This is a genomic window from Leptospira mtsangambouensis (assembly GCF_004770475.1).
In the GTDB taxonomy this organism is placed as follows: Bacteria; Spirochaetota; Leptospiria; order Leptospirales; family Leptospiraceae; genus Leptospira_A; species Leptospira_A mtsangambouensis.
This window is the reverse complement of record NZ_RQHK01000002.1, coordinates 1,361,606-1,375,799: the sequence shown is the minus strand read 5'-3', so window position 1 is coordinate 1,375,799 and position 14,194 is coordinate 1,361,606. Positions and strand designations below refer to the sequence as shown.

Genomic DNA, 14,194 nt, shown 5'->3' with positions numbered 1-14,194 from the left:
AAGCGAAGCGTTAAGTCGCTGTTATGCGCCGTTTCGTATGAAAATTATTCTTTCAAAAAGCCTAACTCATAGACTTGGGGCTCTAATTTTTCGGTTAATATTTTGTAGCTTTTGTCAAAGTTTGTAAAATCTACAGGTGCAAAATTATCCACGGATATTCTTGTTTGTAAGGCTTTTCTAATTTGAAACCAGCCGACATCAGGTCTATTTAATTTTAAATCATCTCTAATTGTACGTATATCAGTATGAGAGAAGAATATTTGCCATAATTTCTTACCTTCTTCGAGAAGTTTCTTTGATTCGTTCGATAGATTCTTGTTTGCAAGATATTTCACCATAAAATCTGATTCAAATCTATCTGGTGCGTTAACTTCAATTTCTGTAAACGGTATAAAATGATTGACTAAAGACCAAGTTTTTCCGTTCCATTCGAGTTCATTTGCACCTGCCGTTCTGTTACATCTATTGAAAAGCATCCAAATTAAACAATCATTCTTAAATTCATCGGTTAATGTTTTATCTGGTTGAAGGAATTGGTCGCGATCATTGAGCCAAGTGGGTATGATTAATCTTCTAACTGAAAATACAATTGCGGCTTGCCATAAATTTTCTGGAGTTATGTAAAATCCGTCTCCTTGACCGTATGGTGCTGAAAATAGAACTGTTTGTTGCTCAGCATGTTGTAAATCGTTTTTACCGCAATACATATAGGCAATTGCTTCATCTGCCCAGGTATCAACTCTGGGTGCCGATGTAGCAGGAGTAATTCCATTTTTTAACGGTAGAGCAGGAACTTTGTTAGTTTTTGGTCGTTTTATCCAAACATTTAAAAATGAATTATTTGGAAGATTGTAGAAAATTTTCTCTCCTATAGGTTTAACGCTTTTATCAAAAACATCAACTCTTACTTCTGATATTTGGCTTTTTATCTTTTGGTTTGTTTTCCATATAAGGAAACCAATCGGAAATTTGCCACTTAAGCCTTCAAAAACTTTATTATGAATTACAAAACCACCTAAATATTCTGCGTTCCAAACTGCTCTAAATTTTTCAAAGTTTGGTGCATTTACATATTTCATAGTACTAAACATTGCAATGGTCGCTGAAGGAATTTCTATTGCAATTCGAGCTAAGAATTGTGTGAAAAGTTCATTACTTGCTTTTCCGTAGTCTTTCATAAATTTTGCAATTTTTGTTTTTGCAACACCAGTTTTGTTTTCGGTTCCAAGTTCTATAGTCGTATTTCCTCGGGTTCCCACTTCAGCATAAGGAGGGTTCATCAACACTAAAATTTTTTTATTTTCCGATATAGCTTTTCGTAAAGCTTCTGGTATTTTATTAGTTAAATTATAATCAATCTTACCATCTTCAGTTATATCATCATTCAAATAATCGTATTGAAACCTATGTGCCGCAACGCAAGTTTTCGTTGCTTTCATTACATCAACGTCAGCTTGATCTAAAGTGCTCATGAATATATTTCTCTGATTACTATGCTTGACTTCTAAGTTTCCGACTCCACAGCACATATCCCAAACGAGATAATTTTTTTGCCAATTTTTACCTAAAGTTTCTTCAAGTTTTATGTAAGCTTGATCAACAACTGATAAGGGTGTATAAAATGCGCCTTTGAAACTTCGTTCATCAAGAGGAATTAAACTATCTCTACGTTCAAGTAAATAGTCTCGATATTCCGATTTAGGTGGTTTATGGTAGATCGCCCAAAATTGTCTATATCCCTCTTTGTTGCTTAATTCAAATATCTTTCCACCTAAACTAAATACGGGAGCATTATTTTTATGGAGTAATTCTGCGGGTAAATTTTCATGTGTAGAAACCTTCCCGTCGTGCATAATATCAGCAAAAAATAGTAGCGAATAATCATCTTCCTTAATTCCTTTTATTTCTCTTCCAATCATGGTTACCCACTTGTCAAATACTTGTTTCAAATTATCTGGAGTAATTTGAGTCCGAATAATATCACCAGTTTTAATGGCTTCTTTAACAGTGTTTATATATTCAGATTCATGGGTTGAGAGCTTGAATGAAACAAAATGAGTTCCGATGTGCGCAGAAATTGCATCAAGTGCTTCTTTCGGATATTGACTTGCCGACTTTCCCCATTTTATGGTTTTCTTCGCGAGAAACGGCAAAACATCCGATGTTTTCATTAATGCTGCTTTTTGGGTATCAATGACGGATAGAAATGGAGGAACGTATTCTCCTTTGTTAAGAGCATCTTGCACATAGTGCATTAGTTGCGTAAACATAGCATAACTAGAATGAGTTGAATTTTGTTTAGCTTCAAACCAGATTTCCTTTGTTTGAATGTCAACAAGGTTTTTATTGTATTCTTTCAGCCCGAGGGCTTTAATATATGCATCTTTAACATCTTCCTCACTTGTCGCTTTTTGTAATTTTTCGTACAATGTCATTTTATGTAGTTAGCCTTTTTATTAACATAATTTGTTTTTGGTTTTTATTTTGCAGTTTAAAATTTTATAAAAATTTTGAGAAATGGCGCATAACGAACTAGTGGAGACGACGTTCCCTGACCCTGAGTCCCGAACGGGACGTTAGGGACTGGCACGGAGTTTGCGGATGCAAACGAGTGACAGAAAGGGAATGTGGCGCAGCCCAAGCGAGGCCGTAAGTGCCGAAGCGCAGCGTTTCCGCGCTGTTATGCGCTGTGCGAATTATACATCATTTAGCAAGTTTTTTAATACATCTGCTGTTGTTACTTTACTAGCTTCGCGTGCTGCATTAAATACTTCAGTTAATAAATCAGCATGGCTTTCTTCATTTGATGTTATTTGAAGTAATAATTCTGCTGGATTCGTTGATTGAATATTTAATATATAATATTCAAATGCTTCTGTTTCATTGTTTTTTGAAATACGTGAGTGCCTGCCGGCGTATTGTATGGTTGTAATAATCTGGTTATTTTTTAGCGTTTCCTGCTTAACCCAACGATAAGTTTGTTCATTTAAAAATTTCCAAGGAATACGATTTTTTTTAGTGTACTCAATCATCTTGCGTAATTGATTTATTAAATCATCTTCAATCATATATCGCCTCCAGCTGCTGTGTTTTTTTCAAGAACTGCCTTAAGTTTATTAAGCTTCTGGCCTATTTTAGAAAATTCTGCTTCCATTGTATAATAAATAAGTTGATCAGTTATTTGCGGTTGGGTGGTTAGTAGTCCTGGATTGATAACTGGATTAAGGGTATCTAATTTTCCTCGTGCGTTTTCAAATGCACTGTTTAGCTCTGAAATTAAATTGTTATCGGATTTTGAAATTAATTCTGTGAATATAGTTATTACTCTGTGATTTTTGGAAGAAAGTGTGTGAAGGAGTTCGCTTGCTTGTTCAAAGCTAACATTAGATTTCAAGTGACATTTTTCTGTTAATTCCGTAACTTCTATTAATATGTCTTGGACCTTAACAATATGGCCTGCTTTATTTGCAGCTTTGTAAGCACTCCATGAGAACAAAGATCCTATCACAGAGACAATAATTCCTAAAATAGTCAAAAGAAATATTAACAATGGATCCTGATACCACAAAGATCCGTAAACCATATCTGGTTTTACTTGATCTGCGGCTAGGATTAGCATGTCCATTTTGTATATATCTCCTTACTTGTGATTGTGAGTAAATTAATTTTTAGCATAGCGCATAACGAACTGTAATTGCTGGTCTGGAAGTGGTTTAATTTTGTTGTGTAATCGCGTGTCGATTAAAGCTTATATAGTCGTTATTTTCGTATTACGTTTAATTCCACTATTATTCTGGTATTTGCTGTTCGTATATTAGTTTATTAAGTCTGTTATTTGCTATTCGTTTATTTCCCACGGTTTGCTGTTAAGTAGAATGTTTGTCCTGATGAGACATAATTTGCTTTTGCTTTTGCGTCTGCTGGTGGCCATTTTGTTCTTTGTTTGGTGAGGGCGTAGCTTCGCCCCCTGAGTCCCATAGAGGGAAAAACGAATCTGAGTCTTTTTTGTAATTGAGTGAGTGCAAACGTTTTTTGAATATGCTGTCGAAATTCTCATCTAACATGCTTTTTTTATCTCGAATTTTTGGATTTTTTTTCCAATTTATGCAATAAAAGTAAATTTGCATATTGTAATGGATTGAGTTTACTTTTGTTTGGTTCTAAAATTTGAAAGGTAAAAATTGTTCATCGCTGATGAGTTCGCTGAAGTGTTGGAAGTTTGCGATTCCAATCCAGATTTCTTTGAAAGAAGTGAGCAGTAGTTTGCGGTAGTATTTTTTATCGTAGATTAAGATGTGTCCTGAGTTTCGGGTTTCTATTCTTTCTTCTGTTTTGTATCTTTCTCCTTTTCTTTCTGATTTTTTATTTACCACCAAATAGCGTATTTTTTCTCCTGCTTGTACATGAATTCCCATTTCTAACAAATCTTTGACTGCCACTGCACTCGGTGCATCGACTCGATAACCTTCTGGATCTTGAGATGTAGATCTTAAAATTAGGAGGTCCTTCCAAAAGACATCTCCTTTCGAAAGAGGGACATCATATTTTTTAAAAATTTCCAAAATTTTATCTTCGCGTGATCTCATCTCTGTTATTGTTTCAAATTGGCACATCCATTGAATCATTTCATTTTGTGCAGCTTTTATGTAACGAGGATAATCTTTTCGTCTCACGGCAATTCCTCTCCCTTTGAAATGACCATCGATAAATCTTCCCATATAGCGGTTGGCAACTGGCATTTTTTCATCTTGTGTCGATGGTGGAAAATATAACCAAGAGAAGATGCCCTCCACATCCATTGTGATTTTTGTTTTTAGTTTTATCGTTTCACATATTTCTAAAAGATTACTTTCAGAGATTGGTGATTTATCTTTTTTTTGAATAAAGATACAGTCGGTAATTGCGTGTACTAAGTTGTAATCGTAGGCTTCCGCAATTTCTTTTGCCATTAGTAATTTTTCTCTTCCGAAAGCTGTGACTGCTTCGTGGCTTTCTAGTTTCCCGAATTTTGCATTTCGATAACCTAAATAACCGAAAGATGTAACGAGCATCCACTTTAGGCTTGATTGTTTTTGTTCTATATAATTTTTGTTAGGTTGATTTTTATCTTTTATTTGTTTTTTGTAATGAGTTCTGCGTTCTATGACATGTGCTAGGGCTTCAGAAACAACACCTTTTCTTTTACTACAGACTCGGTATCCAAGAGAAGGGACTCGTTCTACTTCGGAATCATTTTTGCAGCATAAACAATTGATTGTTTCTGGGGAGATATTGTGTGTGACCATTACTTTGGGATACATTTGGGAAAAATCCAATTGAGCAACATTTTCTAACACAAATCCATTTTGAATGTCTGCTTGAAAAACTAGTCCACCTTTGTCTGCATTTAACAAATCTAAGGCTGTTTTCGGTGCTTCTAAGGCACTTTTTTGCCAAGGAACAAGATAGTTCATTCTTAGTGCTACATCCACTTCAATATAGGTAAGTGCCTTCCCTGTAGAAGCTCTTGCCATTTTTTGAATGGGTAAACGAGAAATACGAGCAAGTTCAATGATGCCCATTAGATCGGCTTCTTTATAAACAAAACCATTTTTTGAGTCAATGTGCCAACGACCGAAAAGTGGATAGGAGGGTGCTCTATATACAATGGTTCCATAGGTATTAAAGCTGGTTCCTCGTGTTTGTATTGAACGTCTGATGGTGCTTGTTTTATCTCTGTCGAATTCTGTTGTTAGGTGATTATCTTGTGCGGTTTTAAATAGATAAGGAAATAGGATTTGATCACCATAGGAAGTGAGGACAATATCAGGGTCATGTTTTTGGAATATTTGATTTAGTTTTTGGATTAAGTTTTTGGAATCGTTTGTATCTAGTTTGTACTGGTCGGAATGTGTTTCTACTATGAGTGTGTTTTTTTCAAGAGGAATTCTATGGCTTTTTTCTAAATAAAGAGAAACCGTTCTAAAGTTTGGAATTTCATAATCTAAGTCTGTGATATTTGTGAAACATTGAATCCCTTGGATTTGATTTAAGGAATTTTTTGTTTCGTAACTCACTTCTAAATAGGCAAGTGGGTAGATGTCTTTTTCGACCATATAACCTGTGGTGATTTCGATATCCGAGTGATAGATATTGTATTTTCCGTAGAGATGGAAAAGTTTATTTGTGATTTTGGGTAAGAGTTGTGGTTTCGAGATTACTAATTTGAGAACAGGGATACTTCTGTTTTCATAAAAAAGTGTTTTCTCTGTGAAGCTCGGAATTTCGGCCAAGGCATCTAATTCATAGAAACGTTTGACTAGTTTCTGGAGTATGTTTTGGGGTGCATCAATGTAGATTGTTGGTAAAAACTCATCAGAAAATAACCTAAGTTCCCCTTCCTCGGACCTGAGCCAAAGGTAGATTTTTTGTTCGGAGTGGTAGATATCAAACAAATAACCTTTGAATGTTTCCATAGTCTTTTGGCTTTAATGTGTAGTCACTTGTCTGGGATTTTCTGTAGGCCTTTTTTTATTTCATTCATCTCTTTTTTTAGATCGATGAGCATGGATAGGATCATAGAATCAATAGGATAGGGTAATGATGCCATAACACCAGCTTGCACTTGTAATTTGGCAGTTCTGATGAGATCATCAAAAATATCTTGGTCTTGTTTGCGAAGAGATCTTCGGAAATCTGATAAGTTTTCTTCTATTTGTAACATCTGACGAGAATAGGGGGCAATAGTTCTTCCCATATTATACTCCTGTAATTGAAGTTTTTCTTGTACGAATGCGAGAAAGGCCTTCTTCTGTTTTTAATTCCCATAGGTTTTGTGTGGTGCGTAATAGTTTTGGGAAAAAAATTTGAAAGTTTTTATGCGAGTATGTCCAAGATTCGATGATGAGGAGTGGAACATTTTCACCAGGAAATTTTTCAATCAATTGCAACATTAAGTTTAATAAAAATAAACCTTCATCTTCTTTGACATCTCCATCTAAAAATTGTTTGCAAGGAGCTAACAGAAAATAAATGGTATTCTCCTCTTTTGTGTTTAATATGATTTGGATTGCATCTAATATCTGATAAGGGGTAAAGGCCCTTTGGACTCTAATTTGCTCTAAAAATGGTTCTGGTTGTAGATTTTGTTTTCTGGTTTCTTCGGCGATGGTGAAGGGGTTGAATCGAATGGCGCAGTCTAGGTTAAAAACCTGAAACCCGGAACAGACCAAGGCATACTGCCAAAAATGTGCCAGCCGGTACATCCCTCTTTCTCCGGTCAGTAATCCGAGGTCTCTCTGGTTCCAGTTCTGAATGGGTTCGTAGACATTGGTTGAAACTTGGGAATGTTCCGTGAGATCCATGAATACTATTTATATGTATAGTAAAAATATGTAAAGTGTAATTTGTTTGCGAGTTTCTTTTTTCATTGGTTCGAAAAAGTAAGTCACTTACCTTTTTCATTTTAATTCGATTTACCTCTCTAGGGCTTCTCAGGTCCTAAGGAAATAAATTTAGAAATGGGTGATGCTTGTAATGAAAAACCTAGATAGGTGAGAGAGAAGGGCACTCCGTATTGGAGTTTAGTTTTAGGGGGAGGTTTGTTTTCTCTAGAGAGCTTTTGGAATCCCTAGAGAAAACAAGAGGAAACACTTATAGGGGAGGAACTTCTTGGACGGTTTTGACCCCTGTCACAAAATAACTTGTTTCGGCAAAACAGCTAAAAGGAACTCCTACATGTTCTTCATATTCCAAAACGACTCGTTTGCCAATAGAACCGTTGAGTTGCTCTGCTATGGCTTCATCTCGAATGCTAAAGTAGAATTTTTCCGTCATCGTCCCAGGCATTGTGACGAGGGCCATTTCCCCTTCCCAAGTTTTGCAAATCCAACCTTTTTTAGAAAGTTTTTGGATGTAGCCTGCACGATCTCCCTCGGAGTAACTCCACTGGAGAGTGAGCCAAGTATAACCCGCAAAAAGTATGGCGAGGAGGATGAGAAAAAAACTGAAACGAATTAAAAATTTACCCATAAGTTAATCCAGAAGTTTGGATAGAGAAAGGAAAGTTTCAAGACAATATTTAGATTGGGGAGCGACAATTTTCTGAATTGGAATGGGTTCTTCCCGCGCCAGGGATACGGAGGGCTTGGTCCTTTGGCGGGAACCGACAAAGGACGGGAGCGAAAAGCGGACCCCGGAGTAGCCCGGTCCATTTTGATGGGAGATCACTCCACTAACAGGGTGGAGGCGCACCCAAGGAAAGAAAATCAGAGTAAGTGGAAGTATGAACTTTTTAGAAAATTTTTTTTTTTAGATGTCGATTGGGCTGGCAAGTTTTGGTCGTTCGTGGTAGAGGAGAACCATTGGGTGGCGGGTCTAGTTCCCCACCCTCAGATCGGGCGGGGATACTATATTCGCACAAACCATCTTACCAAACTCGTAAAAACCAGAAGCCTTTGAGGGCTTCTATTCGAAATAAGCTTTCAAGCCGGATTCAAATTCTGTTTCTAAAGATTTGGAAGTCCATTCCCATTGGAATCCGTTTCCTTTGACAGAAAGGGAGGATTTGGAATTGGATTTACCTAAAGTTGTAAAACCAAGTCCCGCTTGGCTGTATTTTGCTTTGATTTTTTCTTCGTCTGCAGGAAGGAAACTGACAACAAAGGATGCTCCCGTTTCACCAAAACAAAGTTCGTCGAGACGTTTGAATCTTTTTTGAAGTTCTTCTAGGTTTACTTCCAACCCTTTATTTCCAGAAATCACAATTTTTGCCAGTGCCACAAGAAGGCCACCGAGTGACAGATCTTTGGCGGAAGTGAGAAGTCCTTCTTTGCGACAAGAGATGAGTGTGTCAATGTTTGCTTTTTCTTTAACAAGAGAAACAGTTGGAATTTTACCTGTATCAAGGCCATGAAACCGGTAAAGGTATTCGGAAGCGGAGATCGTAGGTTGGAATTCTCCCACAAGGGCATACAAAACTTCATTTTCTGTGCGAGGGTAGGTATGAAGTCCTTTTGCTACATCATCGATCACTCCCACCATACCAATGGTAGGTGTTGGGAACACAGGCCCTTCCGGCGATTCATTGTAGAAGGATACGTTTCCACCAGTGACGGGAAGTCCAAGGAAACGACATGCATCCCCAAGTCCTCTCACACATTCGCTAAAGATATAATAGTTTTCAGGGATGTATGGATTTCCGAAGTTTAGGTTGTTTGTGACCCCGTAAGGTTCTGCACCCGTAGAGGCTACGTTTCTTGCCGATTCACAAACGGCAATTTGAGCCCCTTCGTAAGGGTTTAGGAAGGTGTAACGCGAGTTACAGTCTGTTGCGACAGCAATTCCTTTTTTAGTTCCAGGGATGCGTACAAGGCCTCCGTCTTCACCAGGTTCTACCACTTTCACAAGTCCTACTTCCGTATCATACTGTTCATAGAGAGGTCGTCTCGAACTGATATTTAAAGAAGCAAGGAGGGTGTTTAGAGTTTGGGAAACAGTGTCTTTGGATAAGTCATTAATTTTGTTTGGATCAAACTTTGTCACCTCATCGAGGTAAGTCGGTCTTTTTTCTTCTCTCACGTAACGCGGAGCACCACCACCAAGGACCAGTGAGTCCGCAGGGATTTCGGCTTTGAGTTTTCCATCTTTTCGGATGCGAAGGATCCCATCACCGGTAACTGTTCCGATCTCTACGGCGTTCAGTCCCCATTTGTGAAAGATAGAAACAAGTTCTTCTTCCTTTCCTGTTTCCGGAATGACAAGCATTCGCTCTTGGGATTCGGATAACATAATTTCATAAGCGTTCATATCCGATTCACGGAGAGGGACTTTGTCTAAGTCCACATCCATTCCGGTTTTACCTTTGGCACTCATCTCCGAAGTCGCACAAGAAATTCCAGCTGCTCCCATATCTTGGATTCCCACAAGGAGGTTCTTTTGGATGGCTTCGAGGGATGCTTCCATCAGAAGTTTTTCCATAAAGGGATCACCGACTTGTACTGCGGATCTTTTTTCTTCCGATTCTTTGGTGAGGTCTTTTGAGGCAAAACTGGCACCGTGGATTCCATCGCGTCCTGTTGTGGCACCTACGATATAAACTTTATTTCCTACCATTCCTTTGGTAGAGGCAGAAGCCATTTGGTCGTGACGAGCAATTCCCACAGTCATGGCATTCACCAGTGGATTTTTCGTAAATGTAGGATGGATGAATAGTTCCCCACCACCCACAGCAATCCCTAGAGAGTTGCCATAGTCACCGATTCCTTTGACGGCACGTGTGAGTAAATACTTGTTACGTGGTTCTTTCGGGTCACCAAACCTAAGTGAGTTGAGAGAAGTGATGGGACGAGCTCCCATTGTAAAAATATCTCGCATGATCCCACCAACACCAGTGGCGGCACCTTGGTAAGGTTCTACGGCCGTTGGGTGGTTATGACTTTCGATTTTGAAGACTACCGCAAGTCCATCCCCGATGTCCATGGCTCCCGCATTTTCTTCCCCCGCTTGGGCGAGGAGTTTTTCCGACTTAGTGGGAAGGGTTTTTAATTTTAAAATTGAATTTTTATAAGAGCAGTGTTCCGACCACATGGCGGAGAAGATTCCAAGCTCTGTGGAGTTGGGCATTCTTCCTAAGATCTTTTGGATCTCTACAAATTCAGTTTCCGTAAGTCCGTGTTCTTTCGCATCTTCCAGACTAACTTTCTCTTTTTCCATACTGATTCCTTAAACAAGTTCCCTATAATTGCGATTGAAATAGAGGAGGGGAGATCCATCTCTCGTCACTACTGCTTCCACAAGACCAATGAAAATCCAGTGGTCCCCAGCATCGATGGTTTGGTTCACTGTGCAGTCAAGTGAGGCCAACGAATCCGGTAAAACTGGGGCTCCGGTGGAGAGGGTTCCTGGTTTTAGTCCTTCCAAAACAACCGCTTTGTCCAGGGAACCAGAAGCAAAATCAGCGGAAATTTGTTTTTGTTCGGAAGAAAGAATATTCACCACGAAGTTTCCTGCTTTTTCGATAGGTTCTTTGGCACTGGAATCTTTGGCCAAACAGAATAAAACTAACGGCGGTTCGAGGGAAACGGAAGAAAAACTAGAAACAGTGATCCCTCCTTTTTTCTCTGTGGATTCATAAGTGATCACACAAACTCCACTGGCCCAACGCGAAAGTGAAGATTTAAACTGGTCGATGGATGCGGGCATAAAGCCTCCGTATTGACAAATATCAATTTCTGGAAGGATTCTAAAAACCAAATTCCATTTGACCCTTTGATAATTTGCGAATGATTTAAGGGTAAGGCAATAGTATGAAAGCACTCACAAAACACAGAGAACTAATTTTTAATGACCTAAAAGAAAGAAAAGACCACCCCACAGCAAAGATGGTTTTTGAATCCGTTCGGGGAAAAGCTGACAAAATTAGTTTTGCCACCGTTTACAATTCCTTAGAATATTTAGTGGAACACAAGATGGTAAACAAACTCAATATCGAATCGGATTCGGTTCGTTATGATGCCTTTTTGGATGACCACTCTCATTTGCTTTGCAGTGACTGCGGGAAAATTTTGGATGTTCCTCCATTGAAACTCAGTGCAGACACAGATTGGCAAAGTTTGGGTTTTCAGGTGAAACACGTGGACATCGTGGTTTCCGGCACCTGTTCTTCCTGCCATTCTTAGTAATTTTTTCTGGATAGGGAGGTTCCCTATCCCATGATTGTCCTATGGGCATCATTCATTCACTCTCGGCGGACTTAATCAACCAAATTGCCGCCGGTGAGGTGATTGAGTCTACACATTCCATTCTGAAAGAACTCATCGAAAATTCCATCGATGCAGGTGCGACCAAAATCGAAATTGCTACCGATTCTGCTGGGTTTGGTCGGATCCTTGTTTCCGACAACGGACATGGAATCCAAAAAGAGGATTTGCCTCTTGCCATCAAACGTTACGCCACTTCTAAAATCCAAGACTTCCATGACTTGGAACATCTTTTCACTTTCGGGTTTCGCGGGGAAGCTCTGGCGTCAATTGCCTCTGTATCGCGGATGGTTTTGGAATCGGGAACAGAGGGAAATCGTACCGCTTACCGTGTGATAGTCGATGAAGGGAAAATTGTAAAAGAAGAAGAAATTCCTTTTTTTATTGGAACCAAAATTGAAATCAAAGATTTATTTTATAATACACCAGTTAGGCGGAAATTTCTAAAAACCGAAACGGGGGAAGAGAAAAAAAACAGGGCACGCGTCCAAACCATGGCAGTCTCCGAACCAAAAATTGGATTTCGGTATTTGCAGAATGGAAAGGAAGTTTTGAATGTAGTTCCCGAAGACGGCCTCGAACGCGTGTTATCTGTTTACGGCGAAAATCTTCGAGACCATCTTTTGCCAGTGAATTCCAGTCGCAATGGTATGACTCTTCGTGGTTGGATCTCCCATCCTGATTTTTATAAATCATCCCGCACGGGACAATTTTTCTTTGTAAACAACCGTTCTGTGGAATTAAAGTTTTCGGCACAAATTCTCAAACGTTGTTATGGGGAACTCCTTCCGAGTGGTGCCTTTCCTTACGCTTATTTATTTTTTGATCTCCCTCGTGAATTTGTGGATGTGAATGTTCATCCGCAAAAAAAGGAAGTTCGGTTTTTATCGGAAGAAACCATTACGGGAATTCTTTTCCAAGGGATCACTGAAGTTTTACGAACCTCGACACCTGTGGAATTTTTAGAAATGCGCCGAAGGCTTTCCATGCCAATTCCTTATGAAAACCGAGGAGGGGAATCTTCCTTCGGGTCTGGATTCGGTGGCCCTGGTTTTGGGTTTGGTACAGGCCAAGGGATGTTTGGCAATCTCCAAACGGAAGGTGAGTCACTCATTGGTCCAAGTTCCATTGAAGGAAGACAAGGATTTTCTCTAGAAGGAATTGGGGCAGGGACAAACTTACATTTATTAGGTGAGAATCTTACCAAACACAATTTGTTTGTCCCGAAAAAACACTACGGGGTTTTATTTGAGACCTTTATCTTGGCTGAGGCAGAGGATGGACTCTATATCATCGACCAACATACGGCCCATGAAAGGATTCGTTACGAAGAAGTTTTGCGTGACCTAAAGTCCAAAGCCTATAAGTCCCAAAGCCTACTCACTCCGATTCGTTTGGAACTGACCAAAGAAGAAGCCGAAGAGATGTTAGAAGAAAAACATCGGTTTGCAGAACTTGGAATCACTCTCGAACCGTTTTCGGGAGGAACCATTCTCATCCGGGAAGTCCCTTCTTACATTGATCCAGGAAAAGAAACCGAAACCATTTTGGATCTTTGGGAAAGGTTCAAACAAAAAGACCCGGAAGACAAAGAGCTCTACGATGAAATGGCTAAATGTGTGGCTTGTCGTTCGGCCATTAAAAAAGGGGATCAGGTCTCTGACCCCATCATTGGGGAATTGTTACAAAGATTGTCATATTGTGAAAACCCTTCCCTTTGTCCCCACGGTCGGCCCACTCTCATCAAACTCACAAGAAAAGATTTAGAAACCATGTTTCACCGGATCTAGACCTAGAGGAAAGAACCGAAAAACATTGATAGAATTCTCGGATTCGAAATTCTAGGCCTCATGCCACGCCCCCTAGAAGGCAAAAATATGACCCTGCGGGAGAAGGAAAAAATCCTCCTCCAAAAGATCAAAGCAGGGGATCCGACTGCCTACATGACCTTAGTGTCCCCTTTCCGAGAACGATTGTTCCGCAAAGCTGTTTCCATGGTAAAAGATGGAGATGATGCGGAGGATATTGTCCAAGACGCCCTCATTTCTGGTTATAAATCCATCCAAAACTTCCGTGCAGAGGCAGGGGTTTATACCTGGCTCTACCGCATTGTGGTGAATAAATCAAAAGATTTGCTCGCCAAGAAGAAACGGGGTCGGGAAAAACCCATGGATGACTCGGGAGATAACCAATTTGTGGATTCTCGTGTCGGATATGAAAAAAAATTGGAACTTTCTGAGGAGTCTCGTTATCTAATGGATAAGATTGCACTCTTAGAAGATTCCTACAAACAGGTTTTGGAACTTCGTTATTTCGAAAATCTTTCGTATAATGAAATTGCCGAGATCATGGAATGCAACGTAGGTACGGTTAAGAGTCGTCTCTTCAAGGCGAAGGAGTTTTTGAAGCACCTCATCCAGAAAGACGAAAAGGGAGAAGGGTTCTTTGAAAAATAA

12 protein-coding genes are annotated in these 14,194 nt (G+C 39.4%); 3 read left to right on the top strand and 9 right to left on the bottom strand.

All coding sequences use genetic code 11. The annotated features are described in order from the left end of the window. Positions 1-44: 44 nt before the first annotated feature. The 9 genes from EHR01_RS06400 to EHR01_RS06360 all read right to left on the bottom strand — a co-directional run bounded on the left by EHR01_RS06400 (position 45) and on the right by EHR01_RS06360 (position 11,181). Positions 45-2,435 (bottom strand): hypothetical protein, encoded by a 2,391-nt coding sequence (locus tag EHR01_RS06400; protein ID WP_135693817.1) that lies wholly within the window; start codon positions 2,433-2,435, stop codon positions 45-47. Positions 2,436-2,696: 261 nt separating this feature from the next. Continuing rightward, the gene (locus EHR01_RS06395) at positions 2,697-3,068 is read right to left on the bottom strand and encodes a hypothetical protein (protein ID WP_135693816.1); all 372 of its coding nucleotides are present in this window, start codon (positions 3,066-3,068) and stop codon (positions 2,697-2,699) included. Then, entirely contained in the window at positions 3,065-3,625 is a 561-nt protein-coding gene (locus EHR01_RS06390) for a hypothetical protein (protein ID WP_135693815.1), read from the bottom strand. Before EHR01_RS06390 ends, EHR01_RS06395 begins: the two co-directional genes overlap by 4 nt. Positions 3,626-4,160: 535 nt before the next feature. Then, positions 4,161-6,455, bottom strand: coding sequence for a DNA polymerase domain-containing protein (locus EHR01_RS06385; protein ID WP_135693814.1), 2,295 nt, complete (start codon positions 6,453-6,455; stop codon positions 4,161-4,163). Positions 6,456-6,478: 23 nt separating this feature from the next. Next, positions 6,479-6,736, bottom strand: coding sequence for a DUF8156 family protein (locus tag EHR01_RS06380; protein ID WP_135693813.1), 258 nt, complete (start codon positions 6,734-6,736; stop codon positions 6,479-6,481). Between the two features lies 1 nt (position 6,737). Beyond that, positions 6,738-7,343 carry a P-loop NTPase family protein gene (locus EHR01_RS06375; RefSeq protein ID WP_135693812.1) on the bottom strand — a complete coding sequence of 202 codons (606 nt, stop codon included), beginning with the start codon at positions 7,341-7,343 and terminating at the stop codon, positions 6,738-6,740. A gap of 289 nt (positions 7,344-7,632) precedes the next feature. After that, positions 7,633-8,010, bottom strand: a complete 378-nt coding sequence (locus tag EHR01_RS06370; RefSeq protein WP_002982294.1) for a hypothetical protein — start codon at positions 8,008-8,010, stop codon at positions 7,633-7,635. Positions 8,011-8,445: 435 nt separating this feature from the next. Further along, the gene (gene purL, locus EHR01_RS06365) at positions 8,446-10,692 is read right to left on the bottom strand and encodes a phosphoribosylformylglycinamidine synthase subunit PurL (protein ID WP_135693811.1); all 2,247 of its coding nucleotides are present in this window, start codon (positions 10,690-10,692) and stop codon (positions 8,446-8,448) included. Positions 10,693-10,701: 9 nt separating this feature from the next. Continuing rightward, a complete protein-coding gene (locus EHR01_RS06360) occupies positions 10,702-11,181 on the bottom strand; it encodes a flavin reductase family protein (RefSeq protein WP_135693810.1) in 480 nt (159 codons plus the stop codon). 104 nt (positions 11,182-11,285) lie between these two features. On the opposite strand from EHR01_RS06360, the gene EHR01_RS06355 reads away from it, so the two are divergent. The 3 genes from EHR01_RS06355 to EHR01_RS06345 are packed head-to-tail and all read left to right on the top strand — an operon-like array spanning position 11,286 to position 14,194. After that, a complete protein-coding gene (locus EHR01_RS06355; protein ID WP_135693809.1) occupies positions 11,286-11,657 on the top strand; it encodes a Fur family transcriptional regulator in 372 nt (123 codons plus the stop codon). A 44-nt stretch (positions 11,658-11,701) separates the two neighbouring features. After that, positions 11,702-13,528, top strand: coding sequence for a DNA mismatch repair endonuclease MutL (gene mutL / locus EHR01_RS06350; RefSeq protein WP_135693808.1), 1,827 nt, complete (start codon positions 11,702-11,704; stop codon positions 13,526-13,528). 60 nt (positions 13,529-13,588) lie between these two features. Next, positions 13,589-14,194: an RNA polymerase sigma factor gene (locus tag EHR01_RS06345; RefSeq protein WP_004784002.1), complete on the top strand. Its 606-nt coding sequence runs from the start codon at positions 13,589-13,591 to the stop codon at positions 14,192-14,194.

Bases quoted from the DNA above. Each gene is read 5' to 3' on its own strand.
- EHR01_RS06400 (WP_135693817.1), bottom strand. From the start codon at position 2,435: ATGACATTGTACGAAAAATTACAAAAAGCGACAAGTGAGGAAGATGTT.
- EHR01_RS06395 (WP_135693816.1), bottom strand. From the start codon at position 3,068: ATGATTGAAGATGATTTAATAAATCAATTACGCAAGATGATTGAGTAC.
- EHR01_RS06390 (WP_135693815.1), bottom strand. From the start codon at position 3,625: ATGGACATGCTAATCCTAGCCGCAGATCAAGTAAAACCAGATATGGTT.
- EHR01_RS06385 (WP_135693814.1), bottom strand. From the start codon at position 6,455: ATGGAAACATTCAAAGGTTATTTGTTTGATATCTACCACTCCGAACAA.
- EHR01_RS06380 (WP_135693813.1), bottom strand. From the start codon at position 6,736: ATGGGAAGAACTATTGCCCCCTATTCTCGTCAGATGTTACAAATAGAA.
- EHR01_RS06375 (WP_135693812.1), bottom strand. From the start codon at position 7,343: ATGGATCTCACGGAACATTCCCAAGTTTCAACCAATGTCTACGAACCC.
- EHR01_RS06370 (WP_002982294.1), bottom strand. From the start codon at position 8,010: ATGGGTAAATTTTTAATTCGTTTCAGTTTTTTTCTCATCCTCCTCGCC.
- purL (WP_135693811.1), bottom strand. From the start codon at position 10,692: ATGGAAAAAGAGAAAGTTAGTCTGGAAGATGCGAAAGAACACGGACTT.
- EHR01_RS06360 (WP_135693810.1), bottom strand. From the start codon at position 11,181: ATGCCCGCATCCATCGACCAGTTTAAATCTTCACTTTCGCGTTGGGCC.
- EHR01_RS06355 (WP_135693809.1), top strand. From the start codon at position 11,286: ATGAAAGCACTCACAAAACACAGAGAACTAATTTTTAATGACCTAAAA.
- mutL (WP_135693808.1), top strand. From the start codon at position 11,702: ATGGGCATCATTCATTCACTCTCGGCGGACTTAATCAACCAAATTGCC.
- EHR01_RS06345 (WP_004784002.1), top strand. From the start codon at position 13,589: ATGCCACGCCCCCTAGAAGGCAAAAATATGACCCTGCGGGAGAAGGAA.